Annotated in this window: 20 protein-coding genes; 12 read left to right on the forward strand and 8 right to left on the reverse strand. The window is 47.2% G+C overall.

Features of this window, described 5'->3' with window-relative positions; all coding sequences use genetic code 11:
* Nucleotide 1: 1 nt before the first annotated feature.
* Nucleotides 2–412, reverse strand: a complete 411-nt coding sequence (locus LVJ86_RS03315) for a hypothetical protein (RefSeq protein WP_047761716.1) — start codon at nucleotides 410–412, stop codon at nucleotides 2–4.
* 216 nt (nucleotides 413–628) lie between these two features.
* Here LVJ86_RS03315 and LVJ86_RS03320 point away from each other — a divergent pair, with 216 nt between their 5' ends.
* A complete protein-coding gene (locus tag LVJ86_RS03320; RefSeq protein WP_047761715.1) occupies nucleotides 629–2,026 on the forward strand; it encodes an MFS transporter in 1,398 nt (465 codons plus the stop codon).
* Nucleotides 2,013–2,531, forward strand: coding sequence for a single-stranded DNA-binding protein (locus tag LVJ86_RS03325; protein ID WP_047761714.1), 519 nt, complete (start codon nucleotides 2,013–2,015; stop codon nucleotides 2,529–2,531). Before LVJ86_RS03320 ends, LVJ86_RS03325 begins: the two co-directional genes overlap by 14 nt.
* Before the next feature lie 65 nt (nucleotides 2,532–2,596).
* Here the strand turns inward: LVJ86_RS03325 and LVJ86_RS03330 are convergent, their stop codons facing one another.
* A complete protein-coding gene (locus LVJ86_RS03330) occupies nucleotides 2,597–2,956 on the reverse strand; it encodes a type I restriction-modification system subunit M N-terminal domain-containing protein (protein WP_047761713.1) in 360 nt (119 codons plus the stop codon).
* Between the two features lie 392 nt (nucleotides 2,957–3,348).
* On the opposite strand from LVJ86_RS03330, the gene LVJ86_RS03335 reads away from it, so the two are divergent.
* The 3 genes from LVJ86_RS03335 (at nucleotide 3,349) to LVJ86_RS03345 (ending at nucleotide 5,322) form a co-directional block, all read left to right on the forward strand.
* The gene (locus LVJ86_RS03335) at nucleotides 3,349–3,645 is read left to right on the forward strand and encodes a chorismate mutase (protein WP_047761712.1); all 297 of its coding nucleotides are present in this window, start codon (nucleotides 3,349–3,351) and stop codon (nucleotides 3,643–3,645) included.
* Nucleotides 3,646–4,072: 427 nt separating this feature from the next.
* Nucleotides 4,073–4,549, forward strand: coding sequence for a transcription elongation factor GreA (gene greA / locus LVJ86_RS03340; protein WP_047761728.1), 477 nt, complete (start codon nucleotides 4,073–4,075; stop codon nucleotides 4,547–4,549).
* Between the two features lie 329 nt (nucleotides 4,550–4,878).
* Nucleotides 4,879–5,322 carry a DUF4149 domain-containing protein gene (locus LVJ86_RS03345; protein ID WP_047761711.1) on the forward strand — a complete coding sequence of 148 codons (444 nt, stop codon included), beginning with the start codon at nucleotides 4,879–4,881 and terminating at the stop codon, nucleotides 5,320–5,322.
* A gap of 75 nt (nucleotides 5,323–5,397) precedes the next feature.
* On the opposite strand, the gene yhbY is transcribed toward LVJ86_RS03345, so the two are convergent.
* Nucleotides 5,398–5,679: a ribosome assembly RNA-binding protein YhbY gene (yhbY, locus tag LVJ86_RS03350; RefSeq protein WP_047761710.1), complete on the reverse strand. Its 282-nt coding sequence runs from the start codon at nucleotides 5,677–5,679 to the stop codon at nucleotides 5,398–5,400.
* A 108-nt stretch (nucleotides 5,680–5,787) separates the two neighbouring features.
* Between yhbY and LVJ86_RS03355 the strand changes: the two genes are divergently transcribed.
* The 7 genes from LVJ86_RS03355 to LVJ86_RS03385 all read left to right on the forward strand — a co-directional run bounded on the left by LVJ86_RS03355 (nucleotide 5,788) and on the right by LVJ86_RS03385 (nucleotide 14,507).
* Nucleotides 5,788–6,408 carry an RlmE family RNA methyltransferase gene (locus tag LVJ86_RS03355; RefSeq protein WP_047761709.1) on the forward strand — a complete coding sequence of 207 codons (621 nt, stop codon included), beginning with the start codon at nucleotides 5,788–5,790 and terminating at the stop codon, nucleotides 6,406–6,408.
* A 64-nt stretch (nucleotides 6,409–6,472) separates the two neighbouring features.
* Nucleotides 6,473–8,470 carry an ATP-dependent zinc metalloprotease FtsH gene (gene ftsH / locus LVJ86_RS03360; protein WP_082131269.1) on the forward strand — a complete coding sequence of 666 codons (1,998 nt, stop codon included), beginning with the start codon at nucleotides 6,473–6,475 and terminating at the stop codon, nucleotides 8,468–8,470.
* A gap of 357 nt (nucleotides 8,471–8,827) precedes the next feature.
* Nucleotides 8,828–9,691: a dihydropteroate synthase gene (gene folP, locus LVJ86_RS03365; RefSeq protein WP_047761707.1), complete on the forward strand. Its 864-nt coding sequence runs from the start codon at nucleotides 8,828–8,830 to the stop codon at nucleotides 9,689–9,691.
* A gap of 299 nt (nucleotides 9,692–9,990) precedes the next feature.
* Nucleotides 9,991–11,340, forward strand: coding sequence for a phosphoglucosamine mutase (gene glmM / locus LVJ86_RS03370; RefSeq protein WP_047761706.1), 1,350 nt, complete (start codon nucleotides 9,991–9,993; stop codon nucleotides 11,338–11,340).
* A gap of 181 nt (nucleotides 11,341–11,521) precedes the next feature.
* The gene (locus tag LVJ86_RS03375; protein WP_047761705.1) at nucleotides 11,522–12,193 is read left to right on the forward strand and encodes a DedA family protein; all 672 of its coding nucleotides are present in this window, start codon (nucleotides 11,522–11,524) and stop codon (nucleotides 12,191–12,193) included.
* A gap of 207 nt (nucleotides 12,194–12,400) precedes the next feature.
* A complete protein-coding gene (speB, locus tag LVJ86_RS03380; RefSeq protein WP_047761704.1) occupies nucleotides 12,401–13,366 on the forward strand; it encodes an agmatinase in 966 nt (321 codons plus the stop codon).
* Between the two features lie 151 nt (nucleotides 13,367–13,517).
* Nucleotides 13,518–14,507, forward strand: a complete 990-nt coding sequence (locus LVJ86_RS03385; RefSeq protein ID WP_047761727.1) for an asparaginase — start codon at nucleotides 13,518–13,520, stop codon at nucleotides 14,505–14,507.
* A gap of 70 nt (nucleotides 14,508–14,577) precedes the next feature.
* Here the strand turns inward: LVJ86_RS03385 and LVJ86_RS03390 are convergent, their stop codons facing one another.
* From LVJ86_RS03390 to LVJ86_RS03410, 5 genes are all read right to left on the reverse strand, one after another.
* Nucleotides 14,578–15,984, reverse strand: a complete 1,407-nt coding sequence (locus LVJ86_RS03390; protein ID WP_047761703.1) for an SLC13 family permease — start codon at nucleotides 15,982–15,984, stop codon at nucleotides 14,578–14,580.
* Between the two features lie 293 nt (nucleotides 15,985–16,277).
* A complete protein-coding gene (locus LVJ86_RS03395) occupies nucleotides 16,278–17,357 on the reverse strand; it encodes a sulfate/molybdate ABC transporter ATP-binding protein (protein WP_047761702.1) in 1,080 nt (359 codons plus the stop codon).
* Nucleotides 17,354–18,214: a sulfate ABC transporter permease subunit CysW gene (gene cysW / locus LVJ86_RS03400; RefSeq protein WP_047761701.1), complete on the reverse strand. Its 861-nt coding sequence runs from the start codon at nucleotides 18,212–18,214 to the stop codon at nucleotides 17,354–17,356. Before cysW ends, LVJ86_RS03395 begins: the two co-directional genes overlap by 4 nt.
* 58 nt (nucleotides 18,215–18,272) lie before the next feature.
* Nucleotides 18,273–19,109: a sulfate ABC transporter permease subunit CysT gene (gene cysT, locus LVJ86_RS03405; protein ID WP_047761700.1), complete on the reverse strand. Its 837-nt coding sequence runs from the start codon at nucleotides 19,107–19,109 to the stop codon at nucleotides 18,273–18,275.
* 327 nt (nucleotides 19,110–19,436) lie between these two features.
* A complete protein-coding gene (locus LVJ86_RS03410) occupies nucleotides 19,437–20,747 on the reverse strand; it encodes a sulfate adenylyltransferase subunit 1 (RefSeq protein WP_047761699.1) in 1,311 nt (436 codons plus the stop codon).
* Nucleotides 20,748–20,891: the final 144 nt, after the last annotated feature.

Genomic DNA, 20,891 nt, shown 5'->3' on the forward strand with positions numbered 1-20,891 from the left:
GTTACGGAATTTGCGAAACAGGCGCTTTTCGGCTGAGTTTCCATTTGATACCGTAACCGATTAATACCGGAACTACGGATAAAATACTTTTAAATGTCCAAGTAGCGTACCAAGGTTTTGCGATAACGATAGTATCGGTGGTTGCACCGGGAACAACGATATCGCGGATAGCTATCCAATCCAGATAAGGCCACCAGCAGGCGGCAAGCAACCCCAAGAATATCGGCCAAATCAGTCGGGTTAGATTGCGCTGCCACAAAATAAAAAATACAACCGCCCAAACCAAAGTGAGCAGGCTGATTAAAAGCGTGGTGTGCGTGGGCGCACCGAAATAGTCGGCGATAAAGTAGGTTAGCGCTACCCACAATGCCGCCAATACGGCCATAATCAGTTCTTCAGGGCGTTTAAACATACCAAGGTTGTCCTTTTATCAAGTGTTGCAAATCATTATACCAACAGTATCAGTTGCTGCAAGCATTCGCAGATGCTGTATTTGAGGGATTACTCGAAAGATATTTTTAAATGGGTAAAATTTTATATGCCGTCTGAAAGATCGGGGTAATCGTTGTATAATCGCCGATTACATTGAAAAATTTTCAGACGGCCTTTGCCGCTTTTGTTTTATATCATGGCCAAACAAAACCGCACCCAAATGTTTCCCGAAGAATGGCGCGCCAGCAGCTCTTTAGCGGGAGTTTATGCTTTACGTATGCTGGGCATGTTTTTGGTTTTGCCCGTTCTTGCTCTGTATGCGGCTACTTTGCCCGGGGCGGAAAATAATAAAGTATTGATTGGTTTGGCCATGGGGGCGTATGGCTTGACCCAGGCGGTAATGCAACTGCCCTTAGGGATGGCCTCCGACCGTTTCGGCCGGAAAAAGGTGATTTATGCGGGCTTGCTGGTGTTTGCAGCAGGCAGCTTTATGGCTGCCGTTGCAAATAGTTTGGAAATGCTGGTTTTAGCCCGTGCGGTGCAGGGGGCGGGAGCAGTGAGCGCAGCGGTAACGGCTTTAGTAGCCGATCTGACGCGCGAGGAAGTCCGTACCCGTGCCATGGCCATGATAGGCTTGAGCATTGGTTTGACATTTTCATTCAGCTTGGCGGTCGCTCCGCTGCTAACCCGTTGGATAGGGGTGCCCGGCTTATTTTTACTGACGGCCGTGCTGACCTTGATCAGCATCGCTGTAGTGGCGTTTATAACTCCTGATCCTGTCCGCTCAAAACTGCATGAAGACGCGCAAGTCCAACCCGGGCGCTTGGGAGAGGTATTGAAAAACGGGCAGTTATTGCGCCTGAACTTCGGTATTTTCGCACTTCATGCCGCACAAATGGCATTGTTTACTTCGTTACCGTTTGCCATGGTGGCGCAAGGTCTGGATAAGGTACAGCATTGGCAGGTGTATCTTCCTGCTACCGTTATCGGTTTGATTGTGATGGTGCCGTTGATTATAGTCGGGGAAACGCGCAATAAGCTCAAACAGATATTTATATTAGGTATCGCATGTATAACAGCCGCGCAATTGGCGCTTTGGCTCGGCTTATCGTCATTGTGGTGGATTGCTTTGGCTTTAGTGGTGTATTTTATCGGCTTCAATGTGTTGGAAGCCAGCCTGCCGTCTCTAGTATCGAAAATCGCTCCGTCTGATTTAAAAGGCACGGCTATGGGTGTTTATAATACCTTACAGTCTGTCGGTTTGTTTGTTGGCGGAGCAGCCGGCGGCGTATTGTTCCAATACTTCGGTTTCGGCGGTATATTCGCATTCTGTATCGGCTTAATGTTGTTATGGTTCTGGGTGGCGGCTACCGCGCCTGCCCCAAAGCCGGTAAAAAATATTGCGTTCGGCGTACCAGCAGCTTGGCAGGGGCGTGAAGACGCTTTACACTCTGCATTAAATACGCTTGACGGTGTAGAGGCTGTGAGTTTCAGTGCCGACAAACAAACCGTGTATATCAAGGCACTGCAAAAAGGTTTTGACGAGGCAGCGGCCAACCAAATAATTTCAGGAGTAGAAAATGTCATTAAATAAAGTGATTTTAATCGGTAACCTTGGCCGCGACCCAGAAGTGCGCTATATGCCCAACGGCGAGGCCGTATGTAATTTTAGTATCGCAACCAGCGAAACTTGGAACGACCGTAACGGCCAGCGTCAAGAACGAACAGAGTGGCACAATATCACTATGTATCGCCGCTTGGCCGAAATTGCGGGCCAATATTTACGCAAAGGCAGTCAAGTGTATATTGAAGGCCGCATTCAAAGCCGGAAATATCAAGGTAAAGACGGCATTGAACGCACTGCATACGATATTATTGCAAGCGAAATGAAAATGCTCGGCTCGCGCAGCGGCGGGAGTTCTGCCGAATATGCGGATCAAGGTAGTTATCAATCGGCGCCTTCTCAAAATCATTACCAAAGCGCACCGCCTGCTTACCAGCAGGAAGCCCCGGCAGCCCCACCGGCAGCACCGCGCCGCCAAGCCCCAGCAACGCCTGCCGCTCCGATCGATGATATTGATGATGATATTCCGTTCTGAGTGTATAGAAAGAAAAAACGGAAGCAAGGCTTCCGTTTTTTCTTTCTTACATTTCAAACCATTTATTACACCGAACGTACATTTTTATAAATCAACTTCGCGATTCTACGGCTAACTCGGTATTGAATTAGGTTTGCTCGAATATGGTCAGGGTCGTCCAGTAAATGAGTAAGGTTAAACCCACTGGTGTTGTAAAGAGTTTGCTTGCGGTCTTTACCTACAATTTCGGTGAGTTTTTTATCCAGTATTTTTTGCGAAAACCGTTCTTTTTCAGGCTTCTTACGGTCTGCATCAAACAAGGCTTTCATCGTATCCGTATGCGGGGATAAAATCGCATCAAAACGCGCTAACACAATCAGCGGCAGCATTACATGGCGATATTGTGGCGGACGGTAGGTACCGCGTAAACCGTTGGCAACAACCACCAAGTGTTAAAAGGAAAAGGACGTTCCACGCGAAACGGAGGCAAAATAGCGTTTTGCCATCGTTGAGTGATTGATCAACCAAATCAGATATTCTGGTAACAAGGCTTCTCCCCTCTAAATTAATTATAAATGGATTGCTTATTACCAATTTATCTTAATACCTCACGTAATAAAAATAAGTCATCAGCTCCCTTTGTGTTACCAATAAAATAGCATTGTGTAGCCAAAATGACGGCTTAGGATCATACTTCCAATCAATGCTTGTGAGAAGTGTAGTATTAATTTGATAAGAGTCTTCTGGAAGTGGTATGAAGCGGTATTATGCCGACAAAGGAAATAAAGCATAAAATTTTTATGGCTCTCTTGAAACGAGTTAAATAAAGGAGTGAAGAATGTCGGCAGAACAAATGAACACCTTGGAAGAGATTCGTGCGCAGATTGATGTGATTGATGCGAAGCTGATTACGTTGCTTGCCGAGCGTCAAAAATATGTAAAGCGTGCGGGTGAGATAAAGCCAAAGAATAATCCTATGGCTGTTGCAGCCCCTGACCGCGTCGCACAAGTGATTGCAAAACGGCGTGAGCAAGCAGAAGTAGTAGGCTTGGCACCTGATGTGGCAGAAGCCGTTTGGCAGGCGATGATCACAGCGTTTATTGCATTTGAGCATCAGATAAATGTTGCTGATTAGCAGTATATCATTATTTTTGAATTATTTTTATTACGACGTATTTTTATAGATGGGTGTCGAGTGCCATCTGTAAGACGGAGATTCTGGGTGATGTTTTTTTAACACTCTCAATATACATATAATAGTAAACCGGAATGTCTAAAAGTTGATGTAGGGCGAATGAATGGATATTGAAATAGGATACTGCGTTTCCTAGATTTGGTATTCTTATCCAACTTACGAAAATTTTGTTTGGAAAGGTGCAAATCTATAAAGTAAACGGCTTTACCATGTCATTAAAATTAGATTGCAACGGTTGCTATTTTGGCTATCTTTGATACAATAAGCACTATATTTGAAAGCAACAAGCAAGCCGCCGCAATTCGGGCGGCTTGCGTTTTTATATTAAAAAACAGGGCGGGTGCGCCGCTCTTTTGGAGAAGAAGAAATGCAGAAAATTCCGTTGACCGTACGCGGTGCCGAATTGCTGAAAGCCGAATTGCAGCACCTTAAAAGTGTGGCCCGACCTGCTGTCATCGAAGCCATTGCCGAGGCCCGTTCACATGGTGATTTGTCTGAGAATGCCGAATATGAGGCTGCTAAAGAGCGCCAAGGTTTTATCGAGGGGCGGATCGCTGAGGTAGAGGGTAAGCTCTCGATGGCGCATATTATCAACCCGGCCGAAATCCATGCCGAAGGCAAGGTGGTTTTTGGCGCAACGGTGACTTTAGAAGACTTAGAAACCGAAGAGCGCGTTCGTTATCAAATTGTGGGTGAAGATGAGGCAGATATTAAAGAAAATAAAATTTCTGTCGGCTCGCCGATTGCACGAGCTCTGATTGGTAAAGAAGAGGGTGATGTGGCTGAAGTACAAGCTCCGAGCGGTGTGCGCGAGTATGATATTGTGAGTGTTGAATACATTTAATTGTATTTTACAGAATTGCTTGCTGTGTTATTAATGATTGAGGGCATCGGATTTAATAGAATTGGATCCGGTGCCTTTGTTTTCCGATTCTAATTTGTAAAAACATTTTAAAACAAGGGTACAAAGATTATTGGTTGGATTATGTGGCAGATAGGATGATCTGGCTGGGTAAATATACAGTATCCTCATATATTTACTGTGGTAATATTTGCACTAAGAGGAACGTTTATCCGGATAAACCTTTGCTTTGTCTTAAACGTTTGACAGTAAGGGCAGGCTCAGCGTATACAGGCAGACATACGATAAGCAAATTATAAAATGAGGTAGGAATGAATAAACTGGCAGCAGTGTTGGCAGGTGCATGGTTGGGCTTGCAATTGGGTATAGGTTATCTGGCCGTGCCGGTGCTGTTTTCTCATATGACGAAAATGGAAGCCGGAGCTATGGCCGGAAGTATGTTTAATGTTGTGGCCTATAGTGGTTTGGCGGTATGGTTGTTAATTTATTTTATAGGCCGTCATGAATTGAGCCGAAGCCTAATCCGTACCAAAACCAATAAATTCGTTTTGCTGTTGCTGGCTTTGTTGGCGATAAATCAATTTTTGGTTACGCCGGTAATTGAAGCGCATAAGGCGGGAACAACCAATTGGTTGCTTTCTCTGGTAGGCGGGAGCTTCGGACAATGGCACGGCACTTCGAGCGTGATTTATATGGTTTGCAGTATATTGGCTTTCGGATTGGTATTTCGTATGTTACGCTTGGAATGGCATTAAGCTAGATTTGGATATTAAACAAAGGCCGTCTGAAAATTTTCAGACGGCCTTTGTAATTCAAGATAGGGTTACTCTTTAAGCTTCAATATTTTTACGCCATAAAACCAGTAATTTGCCAATATGCTGAACTAGCTGAGCATCTACGGCTTCGCAAAGAGCTTCGCACATTTCGATACGTTCGCTGCGGTCATCACCCAAAACACGTACTTTAATCAATTCGTGCGCGGTGAGCGCCGCATCGGTTTCTTTAATAACCGATTCGGTAAGGCCGTTTTGGCCGATCATTACTACCGGATTCAGGTGGTGGGCACGGGCTTTAAGCGCCAAAATTTCTTTATGGCTGAGCTTGTCTGTCATGATGAACTACTTTAAATCAAATAAATAAATTCTTATTTTACGCGAATTGCAGCCTTTCGTGCAGAAAATAACGTACAATAGCACTCTTTTGTTTTTCAATATGGCTTTATGGCAGTCCGTTCGAAATCCTCCAAAGCTTGGCTCAACGAGCATGTGAACGATCACTATGTGCATATGGCGCAAAAAGATGGCTATCGTGCGCGCGCGGCTTACAAACTTTTGGAAATCAATGAAAAAGATAAGTTGATCAAGCCGGGTACAGTATTGGCAGATTTGGGTAGCGCTCCGGGCAGTTGGTCTCAGGTGGCAGCCAAACTGGTCGGCCAAGGCGGTGAAGTTTTTGCTTTGGATATTTTGCCGATGGAACAGATTGACGGCGTATCGTTTATCCAAGGTGATTTTCGTGAAGAATCCGTATTGGCGGAGTTCGAATCTTTACTTGCGGGGAGGCCGCTAGACCTTGTAATTTGCGATATGGCCCCCAATATGTCGGGCAATGCAGTAACGGATCAGGCCCGTAGCTTCTACTTGTGCGAGTTGGCCTTGGATTTTGCGGCCAACCACCTGAAGCCTGGCGGTATGTTTTTGGTTAAAGTATTTCAAGGTGCCGGTTATCAGGAGTATCTGTCGGAAATGAAGAAAGTTTTCACTACAGTACAGACGCGCAAGCCCGAAGCTTCACGCAATCGTTCCAGTGAGATTTATCTATTAGGTAAAAATAAACGCTGACAATGCACCTGCCCTGATTTAAAATTCATTTTTCATTTTCACCCTATTTATGGAGCCTGTTTCAGTGGGGAATACCGTTAAAAACTTATTGGTCTGGCTGGTTTTGGCCGTGTGTTTGATGGCAGCATTCAATGCCATCACCGACAAACAGGAAAACAAACAGCAGATCGAATACTCGCAATTTATCGAACAAGTTAATAAAGGTGAAGTAGCCAGTGTCAATATCGAAGGTTCGGTAGTTAGCGGCTATATGATCAAAGGCGAGCGTACCGACAATACGCCTTTCTTTACCAATGCTCCGTTGGATGACAATCTTGTTCCTACGCTTTTAGAGAAAAAAGTGCGTGTGCAGGTAACGCCGGAAGAAAAGCCGAGCATGTTTACTAGCGTGCTATTTAGCTTGCTGCCTGTATTGCTGCTGATCGGCGCATGGTTTTATTTTATGCGCATGCAAAGCGGCGGTGGCGGCAAGGGCGGAGCTTTTTCATTCGGCAAGAGCCGCGCCAAGTTGCTGGATAAAGACAACAATAAGGTAACTTTTGCAGACGTGGCAGGTTGCGATGAGGCTAAAGAGGAGGTGCAGGAAATTGTTGATTACCTAAAAGCACCCAACCGTTACCAAAGTTTGGGCGGACGTGTGCCAAGAGGCATTTTGCTGGCTGGTAGCCCGGGTACCGGTAAAACTTTGCTGGCCAAGGCGATTGCAGGCGAAGCGCAAGTACCGTTTTTCAGCATTTCGGGCTCGGATTTCGTAGAAATGTTTGTCGGCGTGGGTGCCAGCCGTGTACGCGATATGTTTGAGCAGGCCAAGAAGAATGCGCCGTGTATTATCTTTATTGATGAAATCGATGCGGTAGGCCGTCAGCGCGGAGCAGGCTTGGGCGGTGGTAATGACGAGCGTGAACAAACCTTGAACCAACTGCTGGTTGAAATGGATGGTTTCGAAAGTAATCAAACTGTTATTGTGATTGCTGCTACCAACCGTCCGGATGTGTTGGATCCGGCGTTGCAACGTCCCGGACGTTTTGACCGCCAAGTAGTTGTGCCGTTGCCGGATATTCGCGGACGTGAGCAGATTTTGAAAGTGCATGCGAAAAAAGTACCGCTAGATGAATCTGTGGATTTAAAAACTTTGGCAAAAGGTACCCCGGGTTTTTCAGGTGCGGATTTGGCCAACTTAGTGAATGAAGCCGCCTTATTTGCAGGCCGTCGCAATAAAATCAAAGTAGACCAAAGCGACTTTGAAGATGCTAAAGACAAAATCTATATGGGGCCGGAGCGCCGTTCGATGGTGATGCACGAAGATGAGAAGCGGGCCACTGCTTATCATGAGGCAGGTCATGCCATCGTAGCTGAAACATTGGAAGGAACGGATCCTGTTCATAAAGTTACCATTATGCCGCGTGGTCGTGCTTTAGGTTTGACTTGGCAGTTACCTGAACGTGACCGCATCAGTCTATATAAAGATCAAATGCTGAATCAGATTTCGATTCTGTTCGGCGGTCGTATTGCCGAAGATATTTATGTAGGCCGTATTTCGACAGGGGCTTCTAACGATTTTGAGCGTGCTACTCAGATTGCGCGTGATATGGTTACCCGTTACGGTATGTCGGAAAAAATGGGGCCGATGGTGTATGGCGAGAACGAAAGCGAAGTATTTTTGGGTCGTTCGGTAACTCATTCGCAAAATATCTCCGAGCGGACTATGCGCCAGGTTGATGCCGAAATCCGCCGTATTATCGATGAACAGTATGCGGTTGCTTACAAAATCTTGAGTGAAAACCGCGATAAAATGGAAACCATGACCAAAGCTTTGATGGATTGGGAAACCATTGATCGTGATCAGGTGCTGGAAATTATGGCAGGTAAACAGCCCAGCCCGCCTAAAGATTACAGTCATAATATCCGTACTGAAGAAGTTGTTGAAACTCCTGCTTCTGAAGAGGCTGTGCAGGCTGAGTCTTCAGAGCATGTACAACCTACAACAGGTTCTGCGGATATTGAGACAGGGCGTCCTAATCCTGATGGAGATCAACCGCATCAGCCTTCGGATAAAATTTGATGGCAATACAAAACAGCAGCTTGAAAGGCTGCTGTTTTTTTATGGTATTGAATGGGCGTATGAATAGATTATTTTACCTAGCCTGTCGGATCAGGAATGGCTTCAGACGGCCTAGGAAGAAATCAAGATTTTGATACTTATAAGGAAATAGTAGTTATCCATAAATAAAATCACATCACTTTGATATTTATTAATGACTCGGATGCCCTATATGGTATCGTTTGTAGTTTCCATAATTATATAATATGCAAATTTTATCAATGTAGTGGCGATCGCCGAAGACCTGACGTTGTAGTAAAGATTAAAGCATATTGAGTTTTTATTTTCGCTATCTTGATGTATTTGTAAAAGAAACCTATGAAAAATTATCAATGGCAATGTAACCGTTTTACTCTCGATTTGGCAGAAACCAAAATTATGGGTATCGTGAATTTAACGCCTGATTCGTTTTCAGACGGCGGTGTTTATTCGCAATCAATTCAGTCATCTTTAAAGCATGCCGAGCAATTGCTTAAGGATGGTGCGGATATATTGGACATAGGCGGCGAGTCTACCCGTCCCAGTTCGGATTACGTGTCGCCAGAGGAAGAATGGACACGAGTAGAACCCATATTGGAAGAAGTTGCAAAATGGAATGTACCTGTTAGCTTGGATAGCCGGCGTACTATTGTCATGCAGCGGGTTTTGTCAAATGGTTGGGTAGATATTATTAATGACGTGTCGGCATTGTCCGATACAGGTGCGGTTGATCTGCTGGCAGGGTACGATAAGGTAGGCGTGTGCTTGATGCATATGCAGGGAGAACCGAAAACTATGCAGCAAAATCCGACCTATCAGGATGTGGTGGCGGAGGTGGCCGCTTATTTGGATGAGCGGGTTCGTATTTGTGAGGAGGCCGGTATCGCAAAAAATAGAATTGTGGCAGATCCGGGGTTCGGTTTTGGTAAAACTTTGCAGCATAATATTGCTTTGATGGAGCATTTGGAAGAATTAGGAGCCAGTATTGATTTGCCGTTGCTGGTTGGGATTTCTCGAAAAAGAATGATTGGCGAGCTAACCGGAGAAGGTAATGCGGAGCTTAGGGTTTACGGAAGTGTTGCGGCTGCTTTGGCTGCTGCCGCACGCGGCGCCCAAATACTGAGGGTACATGACGTAAAAGCCACTTCGGATGCGTTGAACGTATGGCGCGCATTAGGTGTCTATAGTCGGTCCGTCAGATAAAACCAAAGAAGTAAATTTTCAGGTTTAAGCGGCATAGGATTTAGCAGTAAAAAATATTTCAGTTGCAGATGGCATAAGTAATGGTTATTGGGATAAAAACCGTATAGATAACCGTTTGAACGCTACAAGCAGCCAGCTGTCCTGATTATGCTTTCTTATTTGGATTAGTAGCAGATAATAGTGAAGTATTTTCAAAAGCGGAAAGACTATGCCTGCCTGGGGCAAAAGCGGATAAACCGCTAGCTGCTTTGGTTGTGCTGATTTAGAATGTCTACTGAATTAAATGGAGACTCCATAATATGGCGAAAAAATATTTTGGTACCGATGGCGTTCGCGGCGAAGTCGGCCAATTTCCGATTACCCCTGATTTTGTATTAAAGCTGGGTTATGCCGCCGGCCAAGTATTGGTGCAGCATGATAGCGAACAAAAGCCGACTGTGATTATCGGTAAAGATACCCGCATTTCAGGCTATATGTTGGAAGCGGCATTGGTGGCGGGCTTTACCGCTGCCGGTGTAAATGTGATTCAAACCGGCCCGCTGCCGACGCCGGGCGTAGCATATTTAACCAAGGCTTTACGCCTTTCTGCCGGCGTGATGATTTCCGCTTCGCATAACGTTTATTCCGATAACGGCATTAAATTTTTTGCAGAAGGCGGCGTTAAGCTGAGCGATGAGATTGAGTTGGAAATCGAAGCTAAGCTGGATGAAGAAATGAAAACCCAACCTTCTTCCGGTTTGGGTCGGGCCCGTCGTATTAATGGTGCGGATGACCGCTATATCGAATTCTGTAAATCAACCTTTCCCTCGCAAATGGACTTGCGTGGTCTGAAATTGGTAGTAGATACAGCTAACGGCGCAGGATACCATGTCGCCCCTAAAGTATTCCATGAGTTGGGTGCCCATGTCATTACCATCGGTGGAGAGCCAAATGGCTATAACATCAACGAAAAAGTAGGCGCTACCCACCCGAAAGCATTGCAGGCGGCTGTTCTGCAAAACGAAGCCGATTACGGTATTGCATTGGATGGTGACGGCGATCGTTTGATTATGGTGGATAAAAACGGGAAAGCCTACGACGGCGACAGCCTAATTTATGTAGTGGCCAAAGCCCGCGCCAAAGAAGGGGTTGATATAGGTGGCGTAGTAGGAACTGTGATGACCAATATGGCGATGGAGTTGGCCTTGCAAGAGCAGGGTATACCGTTTGCCCGTGCTAAAGTGGGTGACCGCTATGTCTTGGAGCAGCTTCATAAACGCGGATGGTTGATTGGCGGTGAAGCCAGCGGCCATATTTTGTGTATGGACAAACACAATACCGGAGACGGTATTATTTCGGCTTTGCAAGTGCTGGCCGCTCTCAAAACCCTTGAGCAGGATTTGGCAACGGTATGCGCCGATTGGCAGCCGTTTCCTCAAACCATGATTAACGTACGCATCCAAAAAGGCCAGGATTGGCAAACTGCTTCGAAAGATGTATTGGCCGAAGTAGAGAAAGAGCTTGAAGGTAAAGGACGTGTCGTGTTACGGGCGTCCGGTACAGAGCCTGTAGTGCGTGTGATGGTAGAGGCGCGCCAAACCGATTGGGCTAAGCACGGTGCGGAGCGGATTGCGGCAGCAATCCAAGGCACTAAAGCGACAAAAAAGTAAAGTAAGCGGACAGTATAGTTGCCGCTGTTTTGAGGCCGTCTGAAACGCGGCCTGGAAACCGGATATTGTACCGAGGGAGGCCTTAGCGATTAGTAGGGTTTATCGGTACAATATTTCTGTAGTTACCGGTTTCTTCGTTATAATAACGAATTGACTTTTCTCATCAGGGAATCCGATCTGCATGTTAGCCTTATTAGAAGCTTTTTTCACCCAATACGGATATGCAGCCGTATTTTTCGTACTGGTTGCTTGCGGTTTCGGCGTACCGATTCCGGAAGACATAACACTGGTAGCCGGAGGGGTGATTTCTGGTCTGGGCTATGCCAATGTGCACATCATGGTTTTGATCGGAATGTTGGGGGTGCTGGTAGGGGACGGACTGATGTTTACGGCCGGCCGCATCTACGGCCATCGTATTTTGAAAGTTCCTTTTATTGCCAGGGTTATGACCCCGAAGCGCTATGCACAGGTACAGGAAAAATTTGATAAATACGGCAACCGCGTATTGTTTGTTGCCCGTTTTTTACCCGGATTGCGCACGCCGATTTATATTACCGCGGGTATCAGCCGCAAAGTATCCTATACCCGTTTTTTACTGATGGATGGCTTTGCCGCCCTGATATCGGTTCCCGTATGGATATACCTTGGTGCATATGGTGCAGAGCAAACCGATTGGCTTATGGAAAAAGTACATCAATTCCAGTCCGGTTTGTTTGTATTAATTGGTATAGGTGTGGCGATATTGCTTTATTTCTGGTGGAAAAAGCGTCAGCGTTTACGTTTTTACCGTCAGCACTTAAGCGAGCTGCGGGCCAAGCGCAAAGCTGAGCGGGCCGCAAAAAAAGCCCGATAGTAAGTTTGTTTGTTACAATGCCGTCTGAAATGTTTCAGACGGCATTTATACCGCCTAGACTTCAAACAGTACGATATCGATACATCATCAATAATTCTGTATGCTCCTGTTATGAGGGAGCGGGCTATTTGAAATCTTATTTGCCGATATGGAAATTGGTTTCCGTGTAATGCATTTACGATAAAACAGAAGTAAAGGATCATCTCAATGACTGAAAAAATTTACGGCGACGGCGCGTTTCGCCGGGAATCGTTGAAAGGCTCGACTATTGAAAACACGTATGCCGGTGCGCTGTCGTTTATGCGCCGCCGTTATACTCGTGATTTGAGTGGTGCGGATGTAGTGGTTTCAGGTGTGCCGCTTGATCTGGCAACGACTTTTCGTCCGGGAGCCCGCTTAGGGCCGGCCGCGATTCGGGCGGCCAGCGTGCAATTGGCCGAGTTGAATTTGTTTCCTTGGGGTTTTGATCCGTTTGATGATTTGGCCGTTATTGATTACGGCGACTGCTGGTTTGATGCGCATAAGCCGTGGGGCATACGCGAAACCATCAAGCAGCATGCTTTGGATATTATCACCAACAGTGATGCCAAAATGCTCACTTTGGGTGGCGATCATTTCATTACATATCCTTTATTGCAGGCACATGCCGAAAAATACGGTAAGCCGCTCAGCCTGCTGCATTTCGATGCACATTGCGATACCTGGCCTGACGATGATCCCGAATCATTGAACCACGGTACGATGTTTTATAAAGCGGTGAAAGACGGTTTGATTAATCCGGCTACTTCCGCACAAGTCGGTATCCGTACTTGGAACAGCGACTTTATGGGTATGAATATGCTGTTTGCACCGTGGGTAAATGAAAACGGCGCAGAAGCTACTGTAAAACGGATTTATGAAATTATCGGTGATAATCCCGTTTATATCACTTTTGATATCGACTGCCTTGATCCCGCTTTTGCTCCGGGTACGGGTACGCCTGTTCCGGGCGGATTGGATTCGCATACGGCTTTGAGCATTGTACGCTCGTTGGGTGATTTGAATATTGTCGGTATGGATGTGGTAGAGGTATCGCCTGCTTATGATAATGCGGAAATCACCGCCATTGCTGCTGCGCATGTGGCCGCCGATATGCTGTGCTTGATGCGTAATAAAAAAGTAGCCGGGAAATAATTTGTAATAACGGGATATGTCGGGTTGTAGTGCACCGTTATATTTCGCGCTGATAGCGGTAGCGGGATACTTATTGCATATATCGGCATGGTTGGTATCGGCTTGCGTGATCCGCAGGCCGATATGCATATTCAGGATAAGGATGATGGCATTGAAAAAGCGTATTTTCGTACTTTATACGGGCGGTACGATCGGCATGTGCCAAAGTGCCGAGGGTTTGCGCCCTGATACCGCATTGGTTGGGAGGGCATTGAAACCATTTTCAGACGGCCTTGATTTCGATTGGCACGTTTGCAGCCCTTTGATTGATTCGTCTGCGGTAACATTGGCTGATTGGCAGCAATGGTTGGATTTGTTGGCCGATAAGATACCTCAATATGACGGTATTTTGGTACTGCATGGAACGGATACACTGGCTTATACTGCCAATATACTGGCTTTGGGGTTGCAGAATTTGGATAAGCCTGTGGTATTGACCGGTGCCCAATGGCCGTTTGATAGCGAGGGCAGCGATGCGCCTTTCAATTTGGCAACGGCAGTAGCAGCTTTTGAGCTGCCCGATTTGCGTGAAGTAGCAGTAGCATTTAACGGAAAGCTTTTTGCGGCGGTGGGCAGCAGTAAAATCAGTACGGAAACATCTGAAGGTTTTGGTAACCCGCATTTTGGCATACTGGGGGAGTGGGTGGAGCGGCAAGGTTGGCAGAATCTGGATATCAGGCCGTCTGAAAACTGCGGGGGCGGTTTTTTTGCCCGGTCGTTGGACTCCTCTGCCAAGGTGTGGTGCCATACGCTAACGCCCGGTTTTTCCTCGCATATACTGGCATTTCAGTTGGCAAAGACAGATGCCCAAGCCGTGATACTGCAAAGTTACGGTCATGGTAACGCGCCTGCGGAGGAAGATTTTATTGGTGCCGTATCGGCTTTTACCGGGCATGGCGGTTTGGTGTTGAATATCAGCCAAGTGCAGCAAGGGTGTGCCGCGGCGGTTTATGCACAAGGTGATGCTTTGCGTCGGGCTGGTGTGGTGAATGGCGGTAAGGCCAATCTGGAAACTGCGCTAGCTTTGTTAACGTGGGCGGTATCGTTAAAATGGAGTAAAGCGCGTTTGGAAGAAGAACTGCAATTTTTGAAATTAGTATAAGCATTTTGCCGTCGTATAAAAAAACATGCCGTCCGAACGATTTCAGACGGCATGTTTTTTACATTACGAATCAGGCATAAACAAAGTAAGCCCAGAAGCCGACTAAAAGAATACATAAGATATTCAGCAGCATCCCTGTCCGCATCATTTCGCGTTGCTGGATTAACCCCGTGCCAAATACGATGGCATTAGGCGGAGTGGCAACCGGCAGCATAAAGGCGCATGAAGCACCGATACCGATAACAAATACCAATACTTCTTTAGGTAATCCCATTTGGGTGGCAATGCTGGCAAAAATCGGTACCAACAATGCGGCAGAAGCCGTATTACTGGTAAATTCGGTCAGGAAGATAATAAAAGTCGCTACGGCCAAAATCACGATTAAAGGATGGGCGAGGACGAAAGTCGTTGCAATTTGCTGTCCGAGCGCTAATGAAGCGCCTGATTTTTGCAATAGGCTGCTCAGTGCGATACCACCACCGAACAGCATCAATACGCCCCAATCGGTATTGCGGGCAATTTCTTTCCAACGGGCCACGCCGAATACGACTACGGCAATTGCGGCAATTAAAGCTACAACGGTATCAGGATTACTGATGCCGAAAGCAGTTTTAATTTTGTCGCCCGAGATCCACGCAACAACCGCACCAATGAAAATCAACATGGCTAATACACGGTGGAGGGTCCAAGGAATTTCTTCATTGGTAACGGTAACTTTTTCGCTCAAATTCGGGCGTAGGATAACAAACAACGAAATCAACATCAGCGGCAGAATCAGCAGCATCATGGGCAGACCCATTTTCATCCAACCGGCAAAATCCAAATCAAGTGCTTTGGCGGCGATTGCATTGGGCGGAGAACCAACTACGGTTCCCAGGCCGCCGATGCTAGCGCAATAGGCGATCCCGAGTAAGACAAAAACAAACGTTTTACGGTCTTTCTCACGGTCTAGGTGGTCCATCATACCAAGAGCAAGCGGCAGCATCATGGCTGCCGTGGCAGTGTTGCTGATCCACATCGAGAGAAACGCCGTAACGCCGAAAATAGCCAAAACGGCGATTTTCATATTACCGCCTGAAAGCGAGATCAACCATAAGGCGATTTTGCGGTCGAGACGTTGCATATGCAGGGCTGTCGCCAATGCGAAACCGCCGAAGAAAATATAAATAATCGGATCGGCAAAACCTGCCAGAGCAGTTTTCGTATCCATTTCCGGAATGCCGATAATGGCGGCCAATACCGGAATCATCAGCGCGGTCACGGTAATATGTACGGCCTCGGTAAACCATAAGATGGCTACGAAAATTAATACGGCGATACCTTTGTTGGCATTTGTTTCATAGGGAAGAATCTGATAAATCAAAAAACTGACAATAGCGGCAATAAAGGTGATCAGCAGCCCTTTGAAATTAGTAATCGGCAGCTGCGCGCTTAGTAGCTCGACATTGTCGGGGCGTTGGTCTTTCTGTTGGGTCATTGTTTCTCCTGGTCATATAGGCGCGGATAATTTGAAGTTAATTGCAGTATAAAACGTGATTTTGGCTGGTTTTGCTGCAAATTCACCGATTTATTATAAATGTAACTGTATGTAATTGTAAAGATATTGTTAAGCTGTCTATTGTGATTTGACGATGATATGCAGATGGTTTTAATTGTCGGCGTGTCGCTTCATATTTTAAAAGCAGTTGGTACTGGTCGGGTGCAGTCGGCAGAGAGCAAGACAAAAGGCCTTCCTTGTTAAAGAAGGCCGTCTGAAACAATACGGGCTGTTTAAATCGAATAATCAATCAGCTCGTTTTGCGAGAATATATAAATTTGTTTGGGGGTGAGTGCGATTTCTTGTCCGACTCCCAAGCCTCGGTGGGCAACTTCACTGTCGGCAAAGCTGACATGGATATCGCGCTTGTCGTGCAGCGGCTGCATAGTCAGATGGGTAAGTGCGCCTGCAGCATGGATTTTTTTTATACGGGCTTGCAGCATCGGGGTATTACCATTTTCGGCAATCGCCCATTCGTGCGGGCGGATATAGCCGGTGGCGGTCTGCTCCTGCCAGGCTGCAGTGCTATCCAGCGACCACTTGAAGCCGTTGTATGTCCAAGCACCTTTCTCAATACGCCCTTCGAAGGCATCGGTTTCACCGAGAAACTCGGTAACGAAAGCATTGGCCGGGCGGCGGTAGAGTGTGTCGGCAGTGCCTATTTGTTCGATGCAGCCGTGGTTCATCACAACGATTTCATCGGATACTTCCAGTGCTTCTTCTTGGTCGTGTGTAACTAAAATACTAGTGATGTCCAGCTCGTGGTGGATATCGCGCAACCAAACGCGCAATTCTTTGCGTACTTTGGCATCTAACGCGCCGAACGGCTCATCGAGCAGCAACAATTTCGGCTTGACTGCCAATGCGCGTGCCAAGGCGATGCGTTGGCGTTGGCCGCCTGATAGCTGGTGCGGGTAAGACTTGGCCAAATGGGAAAGTTGTACCAGCTGCAGCAGCTCTTCGACACGCGCGCGGATTTCGGCTTTACCCGGGCGTTGAGCTTTTGGCAGCACGGTCAGGCCGAAAGCGATATTATCGAATACGTTCATGTGACGGAACAGAGCGTAGTGTTGGAATACGAAGCCTACCTTACGCTCGCGTACATGTTTGTCGGTAACGTCTTGCCCGTCGAACAGGATTTTACCGCTGTCGGCATTTTCCAAACCGGCAATAATACGCAGCAGGGTAGTTTTTCCGCAACCGGAAGGGCCCAGTAGGGAAGTGAGCTTACCTGTAGGTACGTTGAGGTTGATATTGTTGAGCGCACGAAAGTTTTGGAAAGATTTGTTCAAATTTTGGATGGTGATGCTCATACGCTGCTCCTTTCGGCGGCGGCAAGTTTACGTTCTTGAATGCGGCTGATGATGTTTTGTACGGCAAGGGTGGCCAAAGCCAGCAGTGCCAAGATGCTTGATAAGGCAAACGCGCCGGTAAAGTTGTATTCGTTGTAGAAAATTTCGACCAGCAGCGGCACGGTATTGGTTTCGCCGCGGATATGCCCTGAAACAACGCTGACTGCGCCGAATTCGCCCATAGAGCGGGCATTGGTCAGGATAATGCCGTACAGCAGCGCCCATTTAATGTTGGGCAGGGTGATGCGCCAAAACATCTGCCAGCCGGATGCACCTAAAATCAGTGCGGCTTGCTCTTCACTATCGCCTTGTGCCTGCATCAGCGGAATTAGCTCGCGCGCGACAAAGGGAAAAGTAACAAACAGGGTGGCCAGAATAATGCCCGGAATGGCAAAAATGATTTGGATGCCTTGTGCTTCAAGCCAGCCGCCGAATGCGGTGTGTGCGCCGAAAAGCAGAACAAACATCAAACCGGCAACAACGGGCGACACGGAAAACGGTAAATCCAGCAAGGTAGTGAGAAGCTGTTTGCCGCGAAAATCGAAACGGGTCAATAGCCAGGCCATGGCTACGCCTAGTACAGCGTTAACGGGCACCACAATGGCTGCGGTAATTAATGTCAGGCGGATGGCAGACCAAGCTTCAGGATCGGTTAGCGATTGAAGATAAAGGTTCCAGCCACCTTTCAAAGCCTCGTAGAATACGGCGGCCAGCGGTACCACCAGCATCAGCAGTAAAAAGGTGAGCGCAGTGCCAATCAGGATACCGCGCAGCCATTTCGACTCGGTTAGGTTAGGATTGGAAATATTCGTTTTCATGTTTCTCTACTTTTTGTCTTTATTATTTTCAGACGGCCTTTTTTTAGCCTTATAAAAGCTAGGCTTTTGCACCGGCCCGTTTGCTCAAAGCCCATTGGCCGATATTAAGGGCGAATAAAATCACAAATGAAATTATCAGCATGAATAGGGCTACTGCCGAGGCGCCGGTTACGTCGAATTGTTCGAGTTTGCCGGTAATGATAAGAGGCAAGATTTCCGACACCATGGGGATATTGCCGGCGATAAAAATCACGGAGCCGTATTCTCCCGTAGCACGGGCAAACATCATGCCTGCGCCGGTAAGCAGAGCAGGGGTGATTTCGGGCAGTAGTACGCGGCGGAACGTGGTGAAGCGGCTTGCGCCCAACGTGGCGGCGGCTTCTTCATATTCGCCGGAAAGCTCTTCCAAAACAGGCTGTACCGCCCGCACGATAAAGGGGAGGCTGACAACAACCAATGCAATCCAAATACCAATGGGTGTGAAAGCGATTTTGATATCAAACGGAACAAACCAGCGGCCTAGCCAGCCGTTAGGCGCATAGAGTGTGGCCAATGCGATGCCGGTTACCGCAGTAGGTAGGGCAAAAGGTAGATCAACCAAAGCATTGACCAAGCTTTTGCCGGGAAAGTCGTAACGTACCAATACCCACGCTACTAATGTGCCGAAGACAATATTGGTAAGCATGGCGTAAAAAGACATTTTCAGACTGAGCCATACGGCGGCTAAAACATTTGGCTCGGAAATGGTACGCCAAAAGCCGTTCCAACCGATATCTGCCGCCTGAACCGCCATCATGGCAAAGGGCAGCACCACCAGCAGCGAAAGGCATAAAACGGTTAGGCCGAAGCTGATTTTGAAGCCGGGTAGTACGCTCGGGGTTTTCAGTAGCAACATAATCGTAAAGTAAGGGAATTTTGATGATGCTTACTTTAGCGAGGCCGTCTGAAAAAGGGAAAGAATGGTTTATTGTATGTAAATGAAGTTTGGTTATATACCCCGGGTGTATGGTGCGTAAGCCGGGCGCTTTTCTGGATTCGTTTCGTTAAAGAGCGGTAAAAATGGTGGGAATATTGAGGTAAAAGTCAGTAACAAAATAGGATAGCCAATACGGATTATCCGACTGATATTTATAAACGATAAAAGATGCCGTCTGAAACATTCAGACGGCATCTTTAAATAAATAGAGTGTGTTTGCCGGTCATTCAACCAAATAGTAGCCGGTTAAATTTCAAATGTACTTTGTGCCTGCGTGCTGCTGATCATGCCTGCAGCAACGGTGTGGTGTGTCGCTTCGTCGATCAGGATAAACGAGCCGGTAGCCGGATTTTCTTCATATGTGCTAGCAGTAAGCGGTTGCTGTGTTTTCAGGCTGATGCTGCCGATATCGTTTAGTTTCAGTTCGGTGGCGGACTGCACGTGGCTTAATGTATGTACATCCCAAATGTAGGAAATTTCATTGATTTTTACGGCGGTAGTTTGTGTGGCTTGTTTCAGCAGATATTTACGGCGCAGATTGAGCGGCGTTTCGTCAAACCAGCATAAGGCCGCCTGAAAGTTTTGACCGGGGCGGGCGGTGTGGGTGGTGGCTAAAATACTGTCGCCGCGGGAAATATCAATATCTCGATCAAGCGTGATAGTGAGGGTTTCACCTGCTTCGGCAGATTCGGTTTCACCGTCCGGGTTGTAAATTGCGCCGATACGGGCGTTTTTTCCAGAGGGCTGTATAACCACTTCGTCGCCTTTTTTCAGGCGGCCTGACTCCAAGCGGCCTTGATACCCGCGAAAGTCGTCACTGCTGCTGCCGTCTTGGCGGGCAACGCGCTGAACGGGAAAATGAGCAGGCAAGTCGGCACGGCCTTGGCCGGCGACGGGCAGACTCTCGAGCAGCGGCAGCAGCGGTTGGCCTTGATACCAAGGTGTATGCGGGCTGGTTGAAACGATATTGTCGCCTTGCAATGCGCTAATCGGCAGATAATAGATAGTTGCTTGTAAGCCGATTTGGGCGGCTAAGGCGGCATAGGATTCGGTAATCGCACGGTAACGGTTTTCGTCAAAATCAAGTAGATCCAGCTTGTTTACCGCTACGATGATATTCGGGCAGCCCAGCAGTTTTAAAATCGCACTGTGGCGTTTTGTTTGCGGTAGCAAGGCGGCGGGCGAGGTGGAAAAGTCCACGCGGGTGGCGTCAATCAAAATAATCGCGGCATCTGCGGTGGATGCTCCGGTTACCATGTTGCGGGTGTATTGTTCGTGACCGGGCGTATCGGCAATGATGAATTTACGCTTGGCGGTGGCAAAATAGCGGTAGGCCACATCGATGGTAATGCCTTGTTCGCGTTCGGCGGCGAGGCCGTCGGTCAGGCTGGCGAAATCTATATTGCGGCCCTCGGCTGCATCCCGGTTGAGCTTTTCGAGTTGGTCGGTGAGCAGGGTTTTGCTGTCGTAAAGCAAACGGCCGATGAGAGTAGATTTACCGTCATCAACGCTGCCGGCTGTGATAAAGCGCAAAACGGGTGCGGTATTTGCGGACATGGCTTTTTCCTTTTGCAGATGGCTTGAAATTTGGGCTTTACTTTAGCGAGGCCGTCTGAAAAAGGGAAAGAATGGTTTGTTTTAATAAAATGCAATTTCGTTATATATATGACGGATTAGTTGTTTTAGATGGCTTTAGGTGCA

The organism is Neisseria arctica, assembly GCF_022870905.1.
Lineage (GTDB): Bacteria > Pseudomonadota > Gammaproteobacteria > Burkholderiales > Neisseriaceae > Neisseria > Neisseria arctica.

Excerpts from the sequence above, each read along its gene's own strand:
- LVJ86_RS03315 (WP_047761716.1), bottom strand. The coding sequence starts at position 412 with ATGTTTAAACGCCCTGAAGAACTGATTATGGCCGTATTGGCGGCATTG.
- LVJ86_RS03320 (WP_047761715.1), top strand. The coding sequence starts at position 629 with ATGGCCAAACAAAACCGCACCCAAATGTTTCCCGAAGAATGGCGCGCC.
- LVJ86_RS03325 (WP_047761714.1), top strand. The coding sequence starts at position 2,013 with ATGTCATTAAATAAAGTGATTTTAATCGGTAACCTTGGCCGCGACCCA.
- LVJ86_RS03335 (WP_047761712.1), top strand. The coding sequence starts at position 3,349 with ATGTCGGCAGAACAAATGAACACCTTGGAAGAGATTCGTGCGCAGATT.
- greA (WP_047761728.1), top strand. The coding sequence starts at position 4,073 with ATGCAGAAAATTCCGTTGACCGTACGCGGTGCCGAATTGCTGAAAGCC.
- LVJ86_RS03345 (WP_047761711.1), top strand. The coding sequence starts at position 4,879 with ATGAATAAACTGGCAGCAGTGTTGGCAGGTGCATGGTTGGGCTTGCAA.
- yhbY (WP_047761710.1), bottom strand. The coding sequence starts at position 5,679 with ATGACAGACAAGCTCAGCCATAAAGAAATTTTGGCGCTTAAAGCCCGT.
- LVJ86_RS03355 (WP_047761709.1), top strand. The coding sequence starts at position 5,788 with ATGGCAGTCCGTTCGAAATCCTCCAAAGCTTGGCTCAACGAGCATGTG.
- folP (WP_047761707.1), top strand. The coding sequence starts at position 8,828 with ATGAAAAATTATCAATGGCAATGTAACCGTTTTACTCTCGATTTGGCA.
- glmM (WP_047761706.1), top strand. The coding sequence starts at position 9,991 with ATGGCGAAAAAATATTTTGGTACCGATGGCGTTCGCGGCGAAGTCGGC.
- LVJ86_RS03375 (WP_047761705.1), top strand. The coding sequence starts at position 11,522 with ATGTTAGCCTTATTAGAAGCTTTTTTCACCCAATACGGATATGCAGCC.
- speB (WP_047761704.1), top strand. The coding sequence starts at position 12,401 with ATGACTGAAAAAATTTACGGCGACGGCGCGTTTCGCCGGGAATCGTTG.
- LVJ86_RS03390 (WP_047761703.1), bottom strand. The coding sequence starts at position 15,984 with ATGACCCAACAGAAAGACCAACGCCCCGACAATGTCGAGCTACTAAGC.
- LVJ86_RS03395 (WP_047761702.1), bottom strand. The coding sequence starts at position 17,357 with ATGAGCATCACCATCCAAAATTTGAACAAATCTTTCCAAAACTTTCGT.
- cysW (WP_047761701.1), bottom strand. The coding sequence starts at position 18,214 with ATGAAAACGAATATTTCCAATCCTAACCTAACCGAGTCGAAATGGCTG.
- cysT (WP_047761700.1), bottom strand. The coding sequence starts at position 19,109 with ATGTTGCTACTGAAAACCCCGAGCGTACTACCCGGCTTCAAAATCAGC.
- LVJ86_RS03410 (WP_047761699.1), bottom strand. The coding sequence starts at position 20,747 with ATGTCCGCAAATACCGCACCCGTTTTGCGCTTTATCACAGCCGGCAGC.